At 42.6% G+C, this 21,443-nt stretch carries 15 protein-coding genes; 10 read left to right on the forward strand and 5 right to left on the reverse strand.

The features are described 5' to 3' along the window. The first annotated feature begins 192 nt into the window (after nucleotides 1-192). Nucleotides 193-3,690: a methyl-accepting chemotaxis protein gene (locus PL9631_RS24880; protein ID WP_083624627.1), complete on the forward strand. Its 3,498-nt coding sequence runs from the start codon at nucleotides 193-195 to the stop codon at nucleotides 3,688-3,690. Between the two features lie 134 nt (nucleotides 3,691-3,824). Continuing rightward, nucleotides 3,825-7,937, forward strand: a complete 4,113-nt coding sequence (locus PL9631_RS24885) for a hybrid sensor histidine kinase/response regulator (protein ID WP_083624628.1) — start codon at nucleotides 3,825-3,827, stop codon at nucleotides 7,935-7,937. 3 nt (nucleotides 7,938-7,940) lie between these two features. Here the strand turns inward: PL9631_RS24885 and ruvA are convergent, their stop codons facing one another. Continuing rightward, complete coding sequence (ruvA, locus tag PL9631_RS24890; protein WP_083624775.1) at nucleotides 7,941-8,573, reverse strand: Holliday junction branch migration protein RuvA; 633 nt, start codon at nucleotides 8,571-8,573, stop codon at nucleotides 7,941-7,943. 75 nt (nucleotides 8,574-8,648) lie between these two features. Here ruvA and PL9631_RS24895 point away from each other — a divergent pair, with 75 nt between their 5' ends. Next, nucleotides 8,649-8,840 (forward strand): hypothetical protein, encoded by a 192-nt coding sequence (locus tag PL9631_RS24895; RefSeq protein WP_083624630.1) that lies wholly within the window; start codon nucleotides 8,649-8,651, stop codon nucleotides 8,838-8,840. A gap of 187 nt (nucleotides 8,841-9,027) precedes the next feature. Then, on the forward strand, nucleotides 9,028-9,588 hold the full coding sequence (locus PL9631_RS24900) for a DUF697 domain-containing protein (RefSeq protein ID WP_083624632.1): 561 nt from the start codon (nucleotides 9,028-9,030) through the stop codon (nucleotides 9,586-9,588). A 79-nt stretch (nucleotides 9,589-9,667) separates the two neighbouring features. Here the strand turns inward: PL9631_RS24900 and PL9631_RS24905 are convergent, their stop codons facing one another. Beyond that, a complete protein-coding gene (locus tag PL9631_RS24905; protein ID WP_083624633.1) occupies nucleotides 9,668-10,909 on the reverse strand; it encodes a BaiN/RdsA family NAD(P)/FAD-dependent oxidoreductase in 1,242 nt (413 codons plus the stop codon). 9 nt (nucleotides 10,910-10,918) lie between these two features. Further along, nucleotides 10,919-11,119: a rubredoxin gene (gene rd, locus PL9631_RS24910; RefSeq protein WP_407947607.1), complete on the reverse strand. Its 201-nt coding sequence runs from the start codon at nucleotides 11,117-11,119 to the stop codon at nucleotides 10,919-10,921. 54 nt (nucleotides 11,120-11,173) lie between these two features. On the opposite strand from rd, the gene PL9631_RS24915 reads away from it, so the two are divergent. Genes PL9631_RS24915 through PL9631_RS24930 form a run of 4 tightly spaced genes read left to right on the forward strand, consistent with a single transcriptional unit; the run spans nucleotide 11,174 to nucleotide 17,007 of the window. Next, complete coding sequence (locus PL9631_RS24915) at nucleotides 11,174-11,878, forward strand: polysaccharide deacetylase family protein (protein ID WP_083624636.1); 705 nt, start codon at nucleotides 11,174-11,176, stop codon at nucleotides 11,876-11,878. 43 nt (nucleotides 11,879-11,921) lie between these two features. After that, nucleotides 11,922-14,363 (forward strand): Calx-beta domain-containing protein, encoded by a 2,442-nt coding sequence (locus tag PL9631_RS24920; protein WP_083624638.1) that lies wholly within the window; start codon nucleotides 11,922-11,924, stop codon nucleotides 14,361-14,363. A 12-nt stretch (nucleotides 14,364-14,375) separates the two neighbouring features. After that, nucleotides 14,376-16,001 (forward strand): S-layer homology domain-containing protein, encoded by a 1,626-nt coding sequence (locus PL9631_RS24925; RefSeq protein ID WP_083624639.1) that lies wholly within the window; start codon nucleotides 14,376-14,378, stop codon nucleotides 15,999-16,001. 55 nt (nucleotides 16,002-16,056) lie between these two features. Continuing rightward, entirely contained in the window at nucleotides 16,057-17,007 is a 951-nt protein-coding gene (locus PL9631_RS24930) for a class I SAM-dependent methyltransferase (protein WP_083624641.1), read from the forward strand. 156 nt (nucleotides 17,008-17,163) lie between these two features. Here the strand turns inward: PL9631_RS24930 and PL9631_RS24935 are convergent, their stop codons facing one another. Then, on the reverse strand, nucleotides 17,164-17,826 hold the full coding sequence (locus tag PL9631_RS24935) for a peptidase M15 (RefSeq protein WP_231516851.1): 663 nt from the start codon (nucleotides 17,824-17,826) through the stop codon (nucleotides 17,164-17,166). Nucleotides 17,827-17,923: 97 nt separating this feature from the next. Further along, nucleotides 17,924-18,136, reverse strand: coding sequence for a hypothetical protein (locus tag PL9631_RS24940; protein WP_083624643.1), 213 nt, complete (start codon nucleotides 18,134-18,136; stop codon nucleotides 17,924-17,926). A 201-nt stretch (nucleotides 18,137-18,337) separates the two neighbouring features. Between PL9631_RS24940 and PL9631_RS24945 the strand changes: the two genes are divergently transcribed. Continuing rightward, nucleotides 18,338-18,496, forward strand: coding sequence for a hypothetical protein (locus tag PL9631_RS24945; protein WP_197046504.1), 159 nt, complete (start codon nucleotides 18,338-18,340; stop codon nucleotides 18,494-18,496). A gap of 53 nt (nucleotides 18,497-18,549) precedes the next feature. Next, nucleotides 18,550-21,333: a hypothetical protein gene (locus PL9631_RS27565; protein ID WP_231516852.1), complete on the forward strand. Its 2,784-nt coding sequence runs from the start codon at nucleotides 18,550-18,552 to the stop codon at nucleotides 21,331-21,333. The last annotated feature ends 110 nt before the right edge of the window (nucleotides 21,334-21,443 follow it).

Below are 21,443 nucleotides of genomic sequence, written 5' to 3' on the forward strand. Positions count from 1 at the left end.
AAAGACCCTCAAAGCGAGGTTTTTTCACCCTAGGGTGAAACGTTCAATCCCAACTCACCCAGCCCAAGTTATGGATTATTAGAAAATCTACTACAGACCTGGTTACACCGTTATAATCCGGGTTCTTACATTGAAATCTTAACTATTAAGCACAAGCAACACTAAACGTTAAAGTCAAAAGGGGAATCGCTCATGGCAACAAGTACAGACTTCCTACAAGAGTATCAGCAGACCGAGGAAGCATACTGTCAGGGGAATTACGAACAAGCAGCGGCGTTGGTTTATCAACTGCTCGCAGAATATCCAGAAAATCCATCGGCCCGTCTTCTCTGTGGTCATATCTATGGCTATGGGTTGCAACAGTATGATGTCGCCCGTGAGCAATATGAGGCGGTGATCAACTTGACCCATGACTCCGAATTACTCGAACAAGCCCATCAAGCCTTAGCCGATACAGACCAATATTTACTCGACTCTCCTCCAAATAGTTTCGATGATTCTCCCCTGGATAGTTTGGATGATAACCCCGATTCCCAAGCAATTTTTAAGGCTTTGGTGGACGAAGACATCGATGGCGAGGAAATGGATTTCACCCAAGATTTAGACTGGCTCTCAGAAGAAAGCAATGGTTCAACCAATGGCACATCCTCCCCTGATTCTGATTTAGACTTAGGATCTGTGAATGGCAATTCCACTCACTCCCGCGATAATCAGGGCATGAATGGGTCAAACCAGGGGGAAGATCTCAACGATTTTAATGATTTGCCCGATGATCACTTTGATTTCCCAGAGTTAAACGATGCTGACTTGGATGTATCGGCTTCTGATCTGGATATGTCCATGGGTTTAGAGTTCGAGTATTTAGAAGATGAATCCGAGCCTTTACATTCCAATGGCAGTCAATCCTCCCCAAGCTTTACCCATGATAATCCCTTTGCTCCTGGGGGTGACCTCGAGGAAGGAACAGAAATTTTAAACCCCCTAGACTCGGAAAATTCTTTCACCGAATTAGAGGCCGATCCGTTTACACTGGAAGAAGATGAACCCCTGCCTGCTCCAAAAGTTGCCACCGAGGAATCGAGTGCCAGTGATCTTGAACAGTTAAGTGGGGATTTATTTTCCGACGACGATGATTTATTGGAAAATTGGCTGGATTCCCCAACCCCAGACTCGGAAGATGAACCCGAGCCAGTCCACTCCCCCGAAGCCCTGAATGGATCATCCTCAGATTATTTATCTCAACCGACTGAGTTCCTGGACTTCGAGAGCTTGGATGATGATGAAATTGGGGACTTAAACAATCCAGACGCCCAGGAATCCTACTCGAGAGATCAAAGACAATTTAACGGTGCTAGTGATCAGTCCCCTCCTTTGGCCGATACAGGGGTTACGACTTCCTCAAGTTTTGAAGCAGAACTCGATGATATTTTTGCACCGCTAGAAGATGCAGCCAATTCTGCCCAGGAGTTTGTTAGTCATGAACCCCCATCCCAGAATGGGTTTGTGCCTGCACAAGAAACGCCACTGTTTCAGGAAGATGAGTTCGACGACCCCGATCTGGATTTAGCATTTAGTTTTCCTGATGAACCCTTCGTTGATGATGCCGATGATTCCGCTCCTTTACCCCCGGACATTCCTAACATGACGGCTAACTATAGGTTCACAGAGACTGAAGAAAGCAACGAAGAAGAAACACTATTAACCAATAATGCGGCTAATGATGCCTATTTTTCCGATACCAACGACTCTGGCCCCCTCTCGGGTCTAAATGGTGCTTTCAGTTCCAATTATGTCGATGGGGAAGACGATGAAGAACCCGATGATGGGGTTTTTGATTCGACGGATATTCCCAACAGTTTTGATCTTGATCCTTTAGAGGATGAAGATACCTTTGGAGATTCCTTTGATGTGACGGCGGGACTCCATTACACCCAAGACCGTTCCCCCAATGGCAAGGGGACAAGCGAAACCCCCAATGATTTCCTCGAGGATTTTGAAGAATTTGATGATATTGGGGATTTTGGAATCACCCAAAGTGGTGATCAGGATCTGTACGTTGATTCAGATTTTAGTAACGTCGATAGTAAATTTGGGAGCAACACCAGCACTAACACCCTCGATAGTGATAGTTCAGCCATTCAGGATGATGATATTTTCAATACAGCTTACGCCGCATCGGCTGTAACGACCCTAGGCCCCGATGGGGTGGATGCCATGGATACGATAGTGACCACGGATCAACAAGGGGCATTCTCGTTCTTAGAAAATGCTTCCTTGAACCGTAAAACCCTATATATGGCGATGGGGACGGGACTGGTAACTTTGATTTTAGTGGCAACTGCTACCAATGTTGCCACTCGTACCGCTTCCTTGAATAATAAATCTGAAGTTGTGGATTATCTGCGAGGCACCGGATGGCTGCTGACCACGGTAGCTGGAGCAACCAGTTTTCTGGCGACCTGGGGATTGGGTCGGATCAGTGCCCAACAAATTGCTAAAGCCACAGAGGATTTACAAGCTCAGTTCGATGCCATTAGTAAAGGGAACTTAGACGCCCGGGCTACGGTTTTTGCAGAGGATGAGTTTGGGAAAATGTCTTCTAAATTCAACCATGCGGCCCAATTTATTCAAAGTATTACCCGAGAAGCGCAACGCAAGGCTAAGGAACAGGAAGACGCTAGGGATGATTTACACCGTCAGGTGATTCGGCTCTTAGATGATGTGGAAGGGGCAGCCCGAGGAGATTTAACCGTAACCGCCGAAGTGACCGCGAACGTTTTAGGGGCGGTGGCCGACTCCTTTAACTTGACCATTCAAAACCTGCGGGAAATTGTGGTACAGGTGAAACAAGCCGCCCGTCAGGTGAGTAAGGGAGCTACCGATAGTGCGACCTTTGCTAAGGATGTGGCCGGGGATGCTTTCCGTCAGGCCGAGGAATTGGCAGCCACCTTGAACTCGGTGCAGGTACTGACCGATGCAATTCAACGGGTGGCTGAAAGTGCTCGGGAAGCTGAAGAAGTGGCTCGGTCGGCGGCCGCCTTGGCTACAAAAGGCGGGGAAGCGGTACAAATGACCGTGGCAGGGATTCTGAAAATTCGAGAAACCGTAGCAGAAACCAGCCGAGAAGTCAAGCGTTTGGGGGAATCTTCCCAAGAAATTTCTAAAATTGTGGGGCTGATTTCTCAAATTGCCTCCCGGACTAACTTACTGGCTTTAAACGCTAGTATTGAGGCAGCCCGGGCTGGAGAGGCGGGTAAGGGATTTGCGATCGTTGCCGATGAAGTCCGACAGTTGGCAGATAAGTCGGCGAAATCCTTAAAGGATATCGAACAAATCGTCATGCAAATTCAAAGCCAGACTAACACGGTGATGATGGCGATGTCCCAAGGTCATCAACAGGTGATTGAGGGGACTCGTCTGGCCGAACAGGCTAAACGAGCCCTGGATGATATTATTCAGGTGACAAACCGGATTGACGTTCTAGTCCGTTCGATTACGGCGGATACCGTTGAACAAAACGAAACCGCCCGCGCCGTCGCCCAGGTGATGCGAGCGGTGGAACATAGTGCCCAAGAAACTTCTACCGAAGCCCAAAAGGTATCTAGTGCCTTAACTAAACTGGTGGGCGTGGCGCGAGACTTGCTGACATCGGTGGAACGCTTCCGCGTTGATTCGTCGGAGAAGGGTTAGGGAGTAGGGCAGGGGGAGTAGGGGAGCAGGGGAGGCAGGGGAGGCAGGGGGAGCAGGGGAGGCAGGGGAGGAGGTTTTGATAAGTAATGGCTAATAATTAACTGATTACTGATAACTGATAACTAATTAATGATATGCAACTTGAACAGCAACAACGGATTATGGGCTATTTTATTGAGGAGGCGAAAGACCACCTCAATACGATTGAACAGGGATTGCTCAATCTACAAACTACGATTGAAGATCCAGAATTGCTCAATGAAGTGTTCCGAGCGGCTCACTCGGTTAAGGGCGGGGCGGCGATGTTGGGACTCAATAGTATTCAACAGACGGCTCACCGTTTAGAAGATAGTTTTAAAATTCTCAAAGATAACCGTCTTCCGAGTCAATTTATTGATCAACAATTAGAATCATTATTTTTACAGGTTTTTGATACATTACAAGCCTTAATTGATCAATTATCTGGGCCCTATGGTTTAACAGAAGAAGCTGCCAGTGCGATTTTACAGGACGTCGAGCCGGTTTTTGAAGCCTTAAATTATCATATTAAAAATGTTGTACAACAACAGGGGACAAAACGAACCTCTGAAGCAGCCACCCGTCCGGTGGGAACGACCGCACCCCGGAGTCCGGCGGCCGTTGTCTCATCGGTGGCAAACGAACCTCCGAGTAGTGCCAGGGACTTAGTATTTCGGAGTGATGTTCCTGAACGTCTGCGGGAAATGTTGCAGCAGTTCAAACAGTCAGAAACCCCCAAAACTCGTAAAGGGTTAATCGAAACCTGTCAAAGTTTGGCTCGGGCGGGGGAACTCTTTGATTTGCCCCATTGGGTTAAATTTATCGAGACCATAGAAGCAGCAATTGCTAATTCCGATAATACTTATCGGAGTCTGGCTCCGATTGTGATTAAATCTATTAAAGAAGCCCAAGAACTGGTTTTAGTGAATCGGGAGGCTGAAATTGTTGTAACAGAAGTAATTAAAAAACTGTTACCCAAAACATCTAAAAAATCGCAATCCTCATCGACCTTGGCTCCATCTCGCGAAAGCCCCCCCAGAGAATCTAAACCCTCTAAAAATGTGGCTAAAGGTTTGTTAAATGAGGCAGAAAAAACCAAAAAACCCGCCAAAAGTAAGCAAGAAACTCCTAAAACCGCAAATAAAACGAATCCTTTATCAGATGTAAATTGGTCAGATTCGGTCACGAACCCCAGTAATACACCCCCTACCCGTTTACAGAACGGCCCAGAAATTACCACCGAAGAATATAACAGTCTCAGAGACTTATTTGAAGGTTTAGACCAATGGGAAAACGAGCTACCAGAAGAAGTCGCCCCGTCAACTTCGCCATCCTGGGAAACCGAAACAGACTCTATGTCCGGGGACTTTTTTGATTTTGATTTGTTGGGGGATGGAAAATCGGAGGACAATCAACCCACAACCTCTACTCCCTCCCAAACCCAGAAGGGAAAAACCCAACAAAAGCCAGGTTCAAAGACTTCTGGGAGCGATGACGATCTGGGAAGTTTCTTTGATCACCTTAGCGATGGGGAATCGGTTATGCCAGAAACAGGAAACTCCACCCAGCCCGCGAAGGTAGAAAAACAACAACAAACAAAACAACATGACCCTGTAGAAAGTTATGTGGATTTATTCGATGAGTTATTAGCGATTAATCCCCAAGAGGCCTTACCCTCGGCTAATTCTGCTTCAACTTCCCCGGCTCAAATTGCCGAGCTACTCGAAGATGCAGAAAATTTAGATGATCTGTTTGACCAGTTTGATCCCCAAATTCAATCGGGTCTGGAAATGGCCAGTGGTAGTTACGATCAGATAAACGGTCAAGAAGATTGGTTTGAAGAACTTTTACAAGGGGAACTCGAAGAAGCGACGGAGGCGACCAGGGATGAGCCAAGTCCTCCTCAACTCCCCCAAATATCCCCAAAATTAGAACCTGTAGCGACGGTGCAACCTGCCCTAGAACTGCCGGAGGATGATTTTGCTAGTTTGGATGCTTTGCTCAATTTAGAAGGGGTAGACAGTCAACCAGCAGCCGCAGAAACGACGGTTGAAGATGAGGATTTCTTGAATTTAGATGAACTGCTCCATACCCCCGTGGCTGAACCATTGACACCCGATCCTGCTAAAAATATTAAGTCCCAGACCGCCCGCAAAGCCGTTAACACAGAATCACAACTGTCGGAGGAGGATTCGGAATTTAATGATTTAATCCGATTAATTGAAGATGCTCCTCCTCGATCTCGAAACACTACTCCTGCTAGGGGGACATTTGCTAAACCCATTGCTGAACAAATTGTCAAGGTTCCGGTGAAACAACTGGATGGTCTGAGTAACTTGATGGGGGAACTGGTCGTTAACCGCAACAGTTTGGAACAAGACCAAGAACGGATGCGACAGTTTTTGGATAATTTGCTGCATCAGGTTTCTTTGTTGGGAGATGTGGGTCAACGGATGCAGGATTTTTATGAGCGATCGCTCTTGGAAATTTCCCTACTGTCCCACCGCCGTAAACCCTTCTGGTTTTCAGACAGTGCCTCGATTCATGATGATGATCCGAATAATGAGTTAGATTCAACGGAACTGGATCGGTTTACGCCCTTCCATACCCTGTCCCAAGAGATTATCGAGTTAATTGTGCGGGTACGGGAGTCTAGTGCGGATATTGGATTTTTAGTCGAAGAAGCCGACCAAGTAACCCGGGAATTGCGACGGATCACAACGGCCTTGCAAGAAGGGTTAAATCGCTCCCGGATGGAACCGTTTGGCAGTGAGGCGGACGCCCTGAAACGTCCCGTGCGGGATATTTCGATTAAGTGTGGGAAACAGGCGGAGTTATTTGTGGAGGGTCGAGATACCCTAATTGACAAAATGTTACTGGGTAAACTCCATGATCCTTTGATTCATTTAGTTAATAATGCGATTACTCATGGGATTGAAACGGCCGATGTGCGGACGGCATCGGGGAAATCGGCGGTGGGCAGAATTTCGATTCGGGTATTTCACCAAGGAAACCAAACGATTATTGCGGTTTCCGATGATGGGGGTGGTATTGACGTCAATCGGGTGAAAAATAAGGCGATTCAGAAAGGGATCATTACGGAGAGTGACGCTGAAAGCATGAGTAACTCCGAAATTTATGATCTGTTATTCTTGCCTAACTTTAGTACCAAGGATGTGGCCGATGAATTCGCCGGTCGCGGGGTGGGGATGGATGTGGTGCGTACCAGTTTAACCGATATTCGGGGCGGGATTACCACGGATTCTACCCTGGGGAAAGGGACGACGTTCACGATTCGTTTACCCTTAAATATGAGTATTTCCCGGGCCTTGGCCTGTGTGAGCGATCGGGTGCGGATTGCCTTTCCGATGGATGGGGTAGAAGACATGATTGATGTTCCTCGGGAGCAAATTCGCACGGAGTCCGACGGGGGTAAGGTTTTGGAATGGCGGGGGACGATGTTACCTTTACGTCATTTGCGGGAACTGTTGACCTATCATCGCCATTTGGGTCGGGGGAATGTCTATGGTTCGAGTGCTGAGGAAGACATGGTTTCGGTGATTGTCCTGCGGTCTTCTAATAGTTATTTGGCGGTGCAGGTGGATCAGGTGTTGATTGAACAGGAAATTGTGATCAAACCCTTGGAAGGGCCAGTGCCGAAACCGATTGGGATTGCGGGGGCGACGGTGTTAGGGGATGGTCAAATTGTGGCGATCGCCGATGTCCTGGAACTGATTGATTTGGCCATGGGCCGGATTCGTCGGGATGCTTCGGGCAAAATTTGGCAAATGGGAGATGCCACGGCCCAACCCCAGGTTCAGAAGTCTGAACCGACGGTGTTAATTGTGGATGATTCGATTACGGTGCGATCGCTGCTCTCGATTACATTTGAAAAATCGGGTTATCGTGTGGAAGAAGCCCGGGATGGTAAGGAAGCCTGGGAAAAACTGAAATCGGGTTTACCCTGCGATATTGTCTTCTGTGATATTGAAATGCCTCGGATGGATGGGTTGGAGTTGTTATCTCGGATGCAAAAAGATCCTCTGTTAACGAATTTACCCATTGCCATGTTGACGTCTCGTGGTGCGGATCGTCACCGTCAAATGGCGTTTAATTTGGGGGCGCGGGGTTACTTTACTAAACCTTATCTGGAGGAGCAATTATTGGAAGCAGCCGTACGAATGTTAAATGGTGAAGTGGTAGGAAATACGGTGACTATTACCGGGTAGTTTTCAGGTTCCTTGACTTAACCAGGCGATCGCACTTCTGATCCACTCATCGGAATTGGTTTGTTTGGCTAGGCTAGAATCTTGACTAATCACTTGTAAGGCTTGCATGACTTCGGCTCCGGTGTAACCCAGGGCCAGTAAGGTCATTTCGACTTCCTCTTGAATTTGGGGGGAAATGCCGGAGGGGACAGAGGAAAGCATTCCCGCTTGTTGTCGCCATTCCGAGAGTTTGGTTTTCAGTTCTAGGGCGATGCGTTCTGCGGTTTTGCTCCCGACACCGGGGGTTTTGGCTAAAACTCGAGTATTGCCGCCCACAATCGCTTGAATTAGATCTTGGAGTCCCAGGGTATCTAAAAGGGCGATCGCCAGTTGAGTTCCGATACCACTAACGCTAATTAATTGGCGAAACAAATCCCGTTCTGCCATGGTAGAAAAACCATATAAAACCATTTGATCTTCGCGCACTTGTAAATGGGTAAAAATCTGCACTGATTCCCCAACGGCTGGTAATTCTCCTCTCATTTTAGGTAAAATTTGCACTTCATACCCAATATTATTAACCTCGATTAATAGGGTAATTCGATTTCCATTTCCTTTTTGCAGATCGGCAACGTTCCCCTTGAGATAACCCATCATATAGAAAATTAAAATAGTTGAAAGTGTTATAATTATTATACCATTATTTTCATTAATTATAAAAGCATTAACATCATGGGAAAACAATCTAAACTCAAACACAAAAGACAGGATTTAAAAAATCATCCTCCTGAAATTTTACCGGAAAATAATCATCAAGATCCGACTCATTTTGTAGAGACAATGGAAAAACAAGGCTATCAGTTGAAAAAAACAAATTCTTGTCCAGATATTCCCAAATCAGACGACGGAAAACCCAAAATTTGATCATAATATCAAAAACTCTAGCAATCCGCGCCGAGGTTATAAAATTTCAATACTGACATGAAAGAGCCAGAAATATTAATCCTGTTCCCTGTTCCCTTTTAATCAGAAATAATGATAATCACCCCATTAAGGGAATGATCAAGTTAGAATATTCTTGGGTTAGTGATAACTTAATTAGGTGGTAACTATGAGTCAAAGATCTCAAGCAGACGCAATCATTCGTACTCATGTTTTGTGGGCAATGGGAGGGGGCTTAATTCCCTTACCCTTGGTTGATTTTGCGGCGGTAACGGCAATTCAATTAGAAATGCTACAGCAATTAGCCCGTTTGTATCAAGTTAACTATTCAGAAAGTACCGGAAAAGCCTTTGTTTCTGCCTTAACGGGAACCACTATTGCCCGTTTAGGGGCGAGTTTTGTTAAAGCCATTCCGGGAATTGGAACAATTATAGGCGGTGCCTCCATGTCCTTGACTTCCGGCGCTTCGACCTATGCCCTGGGACAAGTTGCTATCAATCATTTTTCTAACTCAGGAACTTTAAATAATTTCGTTGAAGACCAACTTAAAACCGCTTATGATAGTGCTTTTCAACAGGGAAAATCCTATGTTTCTGATTTAGAAAAGGAAAAAGATGAAGCGGGAGACATCTATCAAGCCATAGAAAAGCTAGGAAAACTAAAATCCCAAGGAATTTTAACCGACGAAGAATTTCAAGCCAAGAAAAAAGAATTACTAGAAAGACTTTAGATCAGTTATCAGTGTAGAGACGTGCCATGGCGCGTCTCTCTACCAGTTATTAGTCTAATAACTGATAACTGATGACTGATTATTGATCACTGATTACTGATTTTCCCGCCAGCCATCCGGTTGTCCAAGCGCTTTGAAAATTAAATCCTCCGGTAACACCATCAATATCGAGGATTTCTCCGGCTAAATATAACCCAGGACAGCAACGACTTTCCATAGTTTTAAAATCAACTTCTTTTAAGTTTACCCCGCCGCAGGTGACAAATTCTTCCTTAAAAACGCCCTTTCCATTAATATTATAACTTCCTTGGGTTAATTCTTGAATCAGTTGATTGAGGGATTTATTAGAAATTTCTGACCAGCGTTTTTCCTCATTAATGCCAACATAATCAACCAATTGTTTCCACAGACGACGGGGTAAATCAACGGGACAATTAGCCGAAATTAATCGATTGGGAAATTGTGATTTTAAGGTGAATAATTTTTCCTTTAACTCTTCGGGATTTTCCTGGGGAAGCCAATTAATTTGCAGGGGGGATTTATAATTACAATCATATAAAACCCTCGCCCCCCAAGCCGATAATTTTAAAATTGCTGGCCCACTTAATCCCCAATGGGTAATTAATAAAGGCCCGGTTTGTTCTAATTTTGCTTGGGGGAGTTTAACCCGTGCCGAATTAACAGAAACTCCGGCTAAATATTCTAGTCGTTTGTCTTTAAGATTAAAGGTAAATAAAGAGGGAACGGGCTGAATAATTGTATGTCCTAAAGATTTAGCAAATTTATAACCCGAGGGGTTACTTCCTGTTGCTAATAAAAGCCGATCTGCTTCTAAAATTTCCCCTGATTTTAGTTGAACTTTAAAAGCATGGGAATTAGAATTATTGTAGGAAATAGAAGCCACAGCAGCTTGAGTTTTAATCCTGACTCCCGCCTGTTCTGCGACCCGAATTAAACAGTTAACAATCGTAGCAGAATCGTCTGTGATCGGGAACATTCGCCCGTCCGATTCTATTTTTAATTTGACCCCGTGACTCGCAAACCATTCAACGGTATTTTTAGCTTGAAATCGACTAAAAGCACCCCGTAAAGCCTTACTTCCCCGGGGGTAATTCTGTACAAATTGAGTCGCTTCAAAACAAGCATGGGTGACATTACACCGTCCCCCCCCAGAAATCCTGACTTTAGCTAGGGTTTGTTGTCCAGCTTCGAGTAAAATTACTTGAGTCTGGGGATGGTGATTTGCACAGGAAATAGCCCCAAAAAAACCCGCCGCCCCTCCCCCAATCACGATGACTTTTAAAGGCTGTATACTAGACAAATTAACCCTCTATTCTTCTGGTTGAAATTCTTTTTTTTCAACGCTACAAAGTGGACAAATCCAGTCTTCCGGGATATCTTCAAAGGGTGTACCTGGATCAATCCCGCCATCTAAATCACCGTATTCGGGATCGTAGGTATAGCCACAGGTTGTACAAACATACTTTTTCATTGAGAGCCACCCATGAATTACTAAATCAATAGTGTACATTTTTTTGACTCAATTTTCTCGAATTCATACAAAGATTTGTAAACCTTAACTGCCATGAATAACCCTTTCAATTTTAAACTAGAATTTGCCTCATTTTTCCCCTATTTGCATCCGCTTTTAACCCCAAATTTCCCCCTTTGTCTGTGGACTGGAAATTTATCTCAACCGGAAATTTGCTTAACCTTTGATGATGGGCCCCACCCCGAATATACTTTAGAATTACTCAAGGTTTTAGAACAGTTTCAGGTTACAGCGAGTTTTTTTTGGTTAGGACAATGGGTGGAAAAATATCCTAAAATTGCTCAAGCGGTCTATCAACAAGGTCATTGGATCGGGTTACATGGTTATCAACATGATTCCTTTCCTTTTTTAACAGAAATTGCCTTAAAACAAAGCTTAGAAAGAACTAAAATGGCTATTTTTAATGCTTGTGGTCTGGAACCGGAATTAATCTCGGATGTTCGTCCCCCTAACGGCGTATTTTTACCTCGAACTTTAGATTTATTAACAAACTGGGGATATCGTCCGGTGATGTGGAGTGTTGTCCCTGAAGATTGGGTACATCCTGGGGTTAAAGTTGTTACCCATCGAGTGATGAAACAAACAAAAAATGGGTCAATTATTGTGCTTCATGATGGCTACTTTGGAGGAAAAGATGTGGCAAAAACAGCCCAAGAAATTATTCCTAAATTATTAGAACAGGGCTATGAATTTGTAACAATTTCTAAATTTTGGCAGTCGGCAAAATCGATGATATAATTAATAATGTTAGGATTTTAATTTTAGTTTATCCAATCAGATCATGGTGCTAAAACCGGAAACCGATTCCGCCACGGGTTTACTTCGCTTAGTCGGAGATAATACCGCCGAAGACGTGAGATTTTTCCCAGGAGAATTGGGCGTATTTCAGTTAGATGCTTTTTTATTAGGAGGAGATGATACGGTTCGTGGGTCATCCGATTCTGAATTAATTTATGGTAATTCGGACAATGATCAATTATTCGGAGAAGGGGGAAATGATACCCTATTTGGCGGGGTTGGAGACGATCAAATTATAGGAAATCAAGACAATGATCTGTTATTTGGAGAAGCAGGAAATGATCGATTTGTGGGATTTGTAGATCCCGATAATCCCAGTCAATTATCGGGGGTTGAAGGTAATGATACTATTTATGCTGGGTCAGGAAATGATCAAGTTCGTGAGGGTCAAGGAGAGGATTGGATCTTCGGAGGACAGGGTAATGATGAACTCAGAGCAGGGGGTGATAATGATTGGGTAGAAGGTAATGATGGGGATGATTTTATCGGGGGAGAAGATGGAAATGATACGGTTTTTGGAGGGAATGGAAATGATCAAGTTCGAGGGGATGGGGGGAGTGATTTAGTAATAGGAAATGCTGGAGATGATCAGCTATCTGGAGGCGAGGAAAATGATACTTTAATTGGGGGTCAAGGGAATGATCAAATTATTGGAGATGCTGGAGATGATTGGCTTTCTGGGAATAGGGGAAATGATAGCTTAATTGGGGGAGAAGGGAAAGATATTTTTGTTTTAGATAGTAATAATTTAAGTAATAATCTGGAATTATCGGATTTGATTGTAGACTTTGAACCCGGGGAAGATATTATTCTTTTAACTGGAGATTTGGGGTTTGATGATTTAACTCTTACACCTGATCCCAGAACTGAGAATAGTACAATTTTAGAAGCTAAATCTGGGGAAATTGTCGCGGTTTTACAAAGCATTAAACCAGATCAAATTACTCGTCCTAATTTTATTATTCCCGGGTCTATTGCCTTCAGTTCTGAACAATTTGCAGTAAATGAAAATGGAACTCCCATTAATCCGATTACGGTAGTTAGAAACAGTGGAAATGATGGAGAAATTAGCGTTACTGTTGTCCCGGTTTCCACACCCTTCACTCCCACGGGAAATCAAGTTGATACCACGCCTATTATTGTTAATTTTGCTAACGGGGATATTGAACCTAAAATTATTAATATTCCCATTGTTAATAATAACGTCCCTAATTATTCAGCTAACTTACTTTTAACCTTAGAAAATCCCACTAATTTTGCTCAAATTACTGCCCCTAATCAAGCAATTTTAGATATTATAGATGATGAAATTCCTCCTGCTGCATTAGCAAGTTTAGTTAATCCCATTCCTGAAACTAATGCTCAATTTGGTTCCCGTTTATCGGGGTTAGGAAGTAATTTTGTCGCCGTCACCGCCCCCGGTCAAACTAATAATCAAGGCATTGCCTATTTATTTGATCTCACCTTGCAACAACCCACCTTAACCTTTAGTAACCCTTCTCCCTCGGCGGGAACTTCAAAATTTGGTCAATCCGTGGCTACAACTTCAAGAGATAATATTATTATTGGCGCGCCTCAAGATAGTAGTTTATTCCCTAATTCTGGGGCAGTTTATGGCTTTAGTACCGCCACCGGAACGCCCTATTTAACTATTAATAATCCCAACCCCAAGGTGTTTGATTTATTTGGCTATGCCGTTGCTAGTTTAGGTAATAATATTATTGTCGGTGCTCCTAATGATTCCGCCGTAGGTATCGCCTATTTATTCGATGGCAATACGGGTCAACTGTTGCAAACTTTTTTAAATCCCAACCCTCAAGTTAACGATTTTTTTGGGGCGTCTGTTGCTGGGGTAGGCGGAGATAGGGTATTAATTAGTTCACCGGCTAGTTTAACCCCAACCGAGGGACAAAAACCCGGTGAAGCCTATATTTTTGATAGTGTAACCGGACAGCTTTTACAAACCTTTAGAAATCCCAATCCTGGGTTAGATAATTTTGGCTATTCCGTCGCCTGGACAGGAATTGGTCGAGATATTTTAATCGGTGCGCCAGGAGACGACCAAGGGGCAAATGATGGGGGAATTGCCTTTTTATTCGATGGGATTACGGGAGCGGTTTTACAACGTTATAATGCTCCTAAAGTGGAGGAATTTAATCAATTTGGTCAAGCCTTAGCTTTGATGGGAAATGACGTTTTGATTGGTTCTCCGGGCTACGGATTAGGAAATTCAGGGGGAACATTCCGCTATGAATTAAGAACCGGAAATTTAGTGCAGAATTATTTAAGTCCGGTTACGGATAATGCCGATACTGACTTGAATTTTGGAACATCTGTTGCTAGTGTGGGTAATCTCGTCTTAGTGGGTGTTCCTGATTTGGATATCACCTTACCCAGTGCAGGTGCTGTTTTTCAATTCATTTAAAAAAGGAAAATTATGAAATCTAAAATTGTGTCCTATTTTAAGTCTGGAAAATCAATCGCTTTTTTACCTCTAAAATGGATTTCTAATCGGTCTTCTTTTAAGTTGTTTTTTATTGTAGCTTTAGGCATTATTGTTACGCATAAATATTTACCCTTGGTCAATGTCATTGCTGCCGAAAATTCTCGAGATTTTTCAGATATTAAAGGTCATTGGGCGCAAAACTGTATTGAGAGTTTGGCTCAAAAAAATATTGTTAAAGGTTATTATGAAGATGATACCTTTCGCCCCGATAGTCCGGTTACTCGGGCTGAATTTGCGGCAATTTTAAATCAAGCTTTTCCTAAAATTCCTCGAGGTGAAAAAGCTATTAGTTTTGTCGATGTCCCCACGGATTTTTGGGCTCACAATGCCATTCAATCGGTGAATCAAAAAGGGTTTATGTCAGGATATTTAGGCAGTGTTTTTAATCCTTTATTAAATATTCCTAGGGTACAGGCTTTCGTAGCCGTTGTTAATGGTTTAGAGTATAAATCCAGCCAAGTTTCGCCACAACAATTAACCAGACTTTTTGATGATACTGCTGATATTCCTGAATATGGAAAACAAGCGATCGCAACTGCAACGGAAAATTGGTTGGTCGTGAATTATCCCAATGTTCGACGATTAAATCCTAATAAACCGGCGACTCGGGCGGAGGTTGCCACGTTAATTTGTCAAGCGATTTCTGAAGATAAAACTAAGGCATTAGTCCCGACTCAATATATTGCCAGAGTCTCAATTTCTGATCCTCCAGCCGTAAGTTCAGAAGCCAAACCCACCCCCGCGGCCCCGGCGGCTACCATGCAGCCACAAGCCAAGCCTCCCATTGAATCTCGGCCTAATTCTGCTCCAGATATTAAGGATTTGAAGGTGCAAAAAACCTTAACATTAGGAGAGATTAAAGCAGAATTATTAGCCGATTCTAATAGTACCATTCAAGTGATGCAAATTAAAATTACCCGCAGAGGAGAGTTGATTTCAGAAGATGTTGTTTCCATGGCAAACTTATCAAGTCCTGGGATTAAAACAGTGAAAACAGGAAGGGTTATTGATTTTAAAATCCTAGATTTAGATAATGATAAAGAACCCGAAATTTTAGTAGATTTGTTAGTAGAGGGAGAAAATAATCTCCAGGGTTACTATTCTGTGATTTATCGCTATAGTCCGATTAAAAAAGAATATCGAGATTTACAACAAAAATGGGGTTTAACTTCCTATCAACTCAAAACAGACAACTCAGAAAACTCTATTTTAATCCACTATGACCAACGATTTAGCCAAGAATTTCAAGTCTATTCCCCGGAACAATTGCCGTTACAGATTTTTAAATATCAGTTTGGAGAATGGCAAGATGTGACTCGACAATATGCTGAATTAATCAAAGAACATAATTCGGCTTTATTGCAAGAAGTTAATAAACGGAGTCGCCTCAAACAAGATTTAAAAGGGGTTTTAGCCGCCTATTTAGCTCAACAGTATTTACTAGGTCAATCGGATAGCGGATGGAAAACGGTTCAAGAACTTTATCAAAACTCCGATAGAAACCAATTTTTTACTCAACTTCGCCAATGGTTAAAAAAGACAGGATACACTGATTAAAATTAGTTAAACATTTCATGATAAATTAATCCTTGTTTCCCAATCTTTTTAAACCATGATTAACACCAAACTTAAACCAGACTGGGCAGGAGAAGATTTTCTGTCTAAAATTGTTAACTTTTTAATCCAAACCAAACCGCTTTATAGTTTGATGAAACTGCAAGCCAGACAAGTTTTAATTAAAACCGCCGAAAAAAATGGAGTTCCTTGGCGGAAAACCTGTCAAGAATTAGACACATCAGAAGTAAAAGAACTCTTAAAAACTGTCAGTAATCCTAATATTAAATACCCGGAATATTATCAAGTTCCTTTTCATGCTTATGAGCAGGGAAATCTCTGTTGGTTAGCCGCTTTTGAAGCCGAACCCGCCACAAAAGCCATGGGTCTGCGAGTCTGGCCAAAAGAACAAATTACCTGGGAAACCGCCGAACATCGGTTGCGTTCTAGTTTCCATGAAATCCTCGGCCAATATTGTCCTGAACGGGTGGAAAATGTGTTAGATATCGGTTGTTCTGTGGGAATGTCTACCCTACCTTTACACCGCTATTTAGTCCAGAAATATGGTGATAATATTAAGACGGTGGGATTAGATTTATCACCCTATATGTTAGCAGTAGCAAAAGTCCGAGATACCCAGGGAGAAATCGCCGAATGGAGACAGGAACTAGCGGAAAATACCAGTTTTACCGATAATAGTTTTGATGTTGTTACCCTGCAATTTCTGTTGCATGAACTCCCGAACCAACCTAGTAGAGAAATCTTTCAAGAAGCATTTAGAATTTTACGTCCAGGCGGTTGTTTAGCTATTGTGGATAATAACCCCAAATCAGAAGTCATTCAGAATTTACCCCCAGCGTTATTTATTCTTATGAAAAGTACCGAACCTTGGAGTGATGAATACTATACTTTTGATGTGGAAGCAACCTTAAAGGATGTGGGGTTTGATTATAAAATAACGCTTCCCAGTGACCCTCGCCATCGTACCATTATTGCGATTAAACCTTAAAATAGTTTGATTGCTTAATCAGCAATTAAGTTATTTAACGGTATATTTTAGCTTGGATCTTTTCTGTTAATAACGGTTATAGTATTGACAGAATTGATCATACTTTAAGATAAAATAATAAGTAGATTTGGGAGAACCCGCCCCTACAGGTTTATGTTATTTTTTAATATCCAGAATAAAATCTTGATAAAATTCTTCATGGGAACCTGTGAAATTATCCATCTTTTTATTGGTTAAATATCCCTTAGATTGAGTATGGGGATTTTCAACATAACTAGAGATAGATTTTGGATAATTTAGATCTTCATGCCATCTAATATTAAATGCTGCATATTTCGGAAAAAATTGCATCTCAGCATAACCTTTAATCTGATCATGTATCCACCAAGCTAATGCTGTCCAGTCTTTAGTCCGTTCATAATAGGGAATAAAAGAAGTGACAATAATACAAGCGGTTGCCCCCATATAACCATTTTTATCTCGTCTATCCCAAATATGAGCCGCATAATTGCTTTCATTGGAGGCACAATTATATTGATTTTTATTTTCTGCGCCTTTAGCATTCACTTCGCAAGAACGATAAGCCGAACGAATACTAATTTTTCCGAGAGCATCTTGCAGGGGTTCTAGTACATTTTCACAGAGGTTTTTTCCGGCTGCGATCGCTAATTCTGGATCATCAGGTATATTAGGAATACCCTCTATTTGAGAAATTTCCGAGTATAGAAATTCCCGCATAAAAAAACTTTTAGAAAGTTGCACCCGTCCGAGTTCTTCTAACGCTTTAACAGTTTCTGGTTTTCTCATAGCATTATTCATTCAATTCATCATTTATTTGACCAATTTTATACCCAGATCTTTACAGATTTTATGAGCTAGGATATCACTAATTTCAAGCGGATAAATTCTTTACGCTTCATGCCGCTATTTTTTCTTCTTGGTAATTACCATTGGAAGCATTAATAGCATCTTGGCGATTAAATTCTAAAGCCTCTTCCAATGTAATTTTAAGGCTTTCCAATAATTGATCACGGGAAGATTCTTGACAATTCACTCCTGGAATTTCTTCAATCCACCCAATCCACCAATTCCCACCTTGTTTAATAATTGCGGTATAGGTATTGCTCATATTTAGCCTATTTTACATTGCTCTTAGGGTACAAATTAAAACATAGTCTCAGTATAACCGATCCGGTTTTGAGTTTGGTCAAGAGCGATCGCTATTTTTAGAAAAAGTATGATGTTTGGGTTTGTAGCTATGCGATCGCCTTCGGCTGGGCGGAACCCATCGCGCTATACTAAATTAAGAACAATTAGGAGGATATAGCCCATGTCTCTTGAGATTCAACAGAGTGAAGAATTGCTTAAAATTCAAGAACTGTTAGAAGATTTAGAGGATTTACAAGATTTAAGAACAGCACAACAAGAAGAACAAGAAAATCCCACTTTTTCTTTAGATGAAGTTAAGCAAATATTGAATTTATCTTAGTTTAAATCGGAAACCGAGAAACCGGGTTTCTGAAAACCCCAGGAGGAATTAAAATGGTTTGGAATTTTGCCGAAGGAATGATAACAGCAATTCAAGGATTTTTTGCACCGCAAACAGTGGTAGCCATGGCGCAACGACAAAATACAATTGATCAAATTGAAACTCAGTTTTATTTAGAAGCAAATCGCCAAGAATTTCAGGCAGAATTAGAAGGTTATAGAATAGCTTCTCAATTTACCTTACAAGAACGTCAACAAACATTTCAAGCGTCTTTAGAAGCGTTAAAAATTGATGCTCAATTTGCTATGCAAACCAGAGGGCAAGAATTTCAAGCCGATTTGGAAGGAGTAAGACAAAAATTTAATCGAGAACTTGAAGACTATCGACAGTTTTGCGAAAATTCACGACTGCAAAAACGACAATCTTTTGAAACCGAACAGTTAGCAAGAAGCTTACAACATGAACAACGATTAGAAGAATACCGTCGGGAAACTCAACTAATATTATCTCGCATTCAATTGTCAACTGCGATAGAACTCACCGATGATAAAGCAATTCGAGACACTTTTCCCCTTAAAACTCCAGCTAGAGTGATTTTAGATGCTTACAAAATCTATCAAGAAAATTATCGGAATATTCCGCTTTTAGTGATTATTTCACCTCCAGCATTAGAGTTTGAAACATTCCCCAATGCTGCCCAAGGTTTTAGTAAAATAGAAGTTTCCTTAACAGATCAAGTGCAGGAATTTTGCAAATATTATCCCCTCACCAGTCAGGAAAGACCTGTCAGATATCAAGGTGCAGATTGGGAAAGCAAATCTTCTCATGGTAAGATTGCGGTGGATATTTTGCATCATGTCCTTAAATCAATTCCTACTGTGGTTTTAGAGTCTAAAGTTGATGGGGATTTGCTACGGATTTATTTAGCAGGTTGGGATATACTAGAAAAAGTCCCTCATTATGAAAAAGTCCTGACGGTTCCCTGGAAAGAAGTTTTGTATCCCATCGCCCGCAAATATGCCCAAGAGTGGCGAGAGTACCGAATGAAGTTGTTAGAAAAAGGCAGAAGTTTAGAGGATCTGAAGCGACGGGGTGGGGATGATGAACTGAATCTTTTAATTTTAGAAGAAGAGGAAGAAGACCGTGAGTTTGGCAGAAGCGGTCAGCATGATTATAAATACAATGTGCGGGAAGATAAATATATTCGAGAACTGGCGCAATTTTTAGGGATTTGTCATTGTATTTTAGTCGGTTTGATGGCTGATCGCTATCATTTTTCCCATGCTGATGTGCATCCGAAATTGCCAGAACTGTTGCCGGGATTATTGGAAAAAGTGCCGAGTGAAAGTTTTAAGCAAATGCTGGTGGGTGAGATTGTTTCCAGCTATCAAAATCTCTATCAGTTAGCAGGATGTGATCGCCCTCATCTGATTCCCGATTTATATTTAGATTTAGCTCTGAGTTTGAGTCATTTACCCGATCAATCTTGGGCTAGAAAACAGATTGAGTATTCGATAAAAGTTTGGCTGATGTTGAGAAATCGGGTTTCTTCTATTGAAGAAAAAAAACCGGGTTTGTTGGAGTTATTAGAGGCTGTTACATCAGCTTTGACGGTGTGGGATAAAGAATATTTGGAAAAGCTGAATGGGTGTTTGGCTGCTATTGGGGAAAGTCAACACCAGGAAATGATTCGGGTGGCGATGCAGCGCCAGGAAGCAGAATACAAACGTCAACAAGAAGCCAAACGTCAGCGACAACTGGAAGCCAAACGTCAGCGACAACTGGAAGCTGAACGTCAGCGACAACTGGAAGCTGAACGTCAGCGACAACTGGAAGCTGAACATCAGCGACAACTGGAAGCTGAACGTCAGGAACAACTGGAAGCTGAACGTCAGGAACAACGAGAAGCTGAACGTCAGCGACAACGAGAAGCTGAACGTCAGCGACAACGAGAAATTGAGCGCAAACGCAAGCTAGAAAATGCCTCAGTTGCTTACACCCTTGGGCATTCTGGGTCGGTTAATTCCGTCGCCATTAGCCCGGATGGGCAAATTCTTGTCAGTGGTAGTGATGACAAGACGATTACTATTTGGGATTTGAGTACGGGGCAGGAACTTCGCACCCTGACTGGGCATTCTGAATCGGTTAATTCCGTCGCCATTAGCCCAGATGGGCAAATTCTTGTCAGTAGCAGTCATACTGTTGTGAGTGTGAGGACCGTTGTGAATTACAATTCTGAGTCTCATACTGCTGTGATGGGCAATGTTTACAATACAATCAATAAAATTAAGATTTGGCAGTTGAGTACGGGCGAAGAACTTCGCACCCTAACTGGGCATTCTGAATCGGTTAATTCCGTCGCCATTAGCCCAGATGGGCAAATTCTTGTCAGTGGCAGTGATGACAAGACGATTAAGATTTGGCAGTTGAGTACGGGGCAGGAACTCCGCACCATGGAAGGGGATGGCTCGATTAATTCCCTCGCCATCAGCCCGGATGGGCAGATTCTTGCGAGTAGTCATACTGTTGTGAGTTTTATGGGTGGTGATAATGACAACACGATTAAGATTTGGCAGTTGAGTACGGGCGAAGAACTTCGTACCCTCACTGTGGATTTGAACTGGTGGGTTCATTCCGTCGCCATCAGCCCGGATGGGCAGACCCTTGTGAGTGGTGGTGATGACGAGATTATGATTTGGGATTTGATTACGGGGCAGGAACTTGGCACCCTGACTGGGCATTCTGATGAGGTTCTGTCCCTCGCCATCAGCCCGGATGGGCAGACACTTGTTAGTGGTAGTGATGACGGCACGATTATGATTTGGCGGGTGGTGTGACCCAGACTCCGAGAAACCGGGTTTCTGCAATAACCTTTGCTTCCCAACCGAGAGATTTGTGGAGAAACCCGGTTTCTGACCTCCACAGAGATCTGAGAAACCGGGTTTCT

The organism is Planktothrix paucivesiculata PCC 9631, from assembly GCF_900009265.2.
GTDB lineage: Bacteria > Cyanobacteriota > Cyanobacteriia > Cyanobacteriales > Microcoleaceae > Planktothrix > Planktothrix paucivesiculata.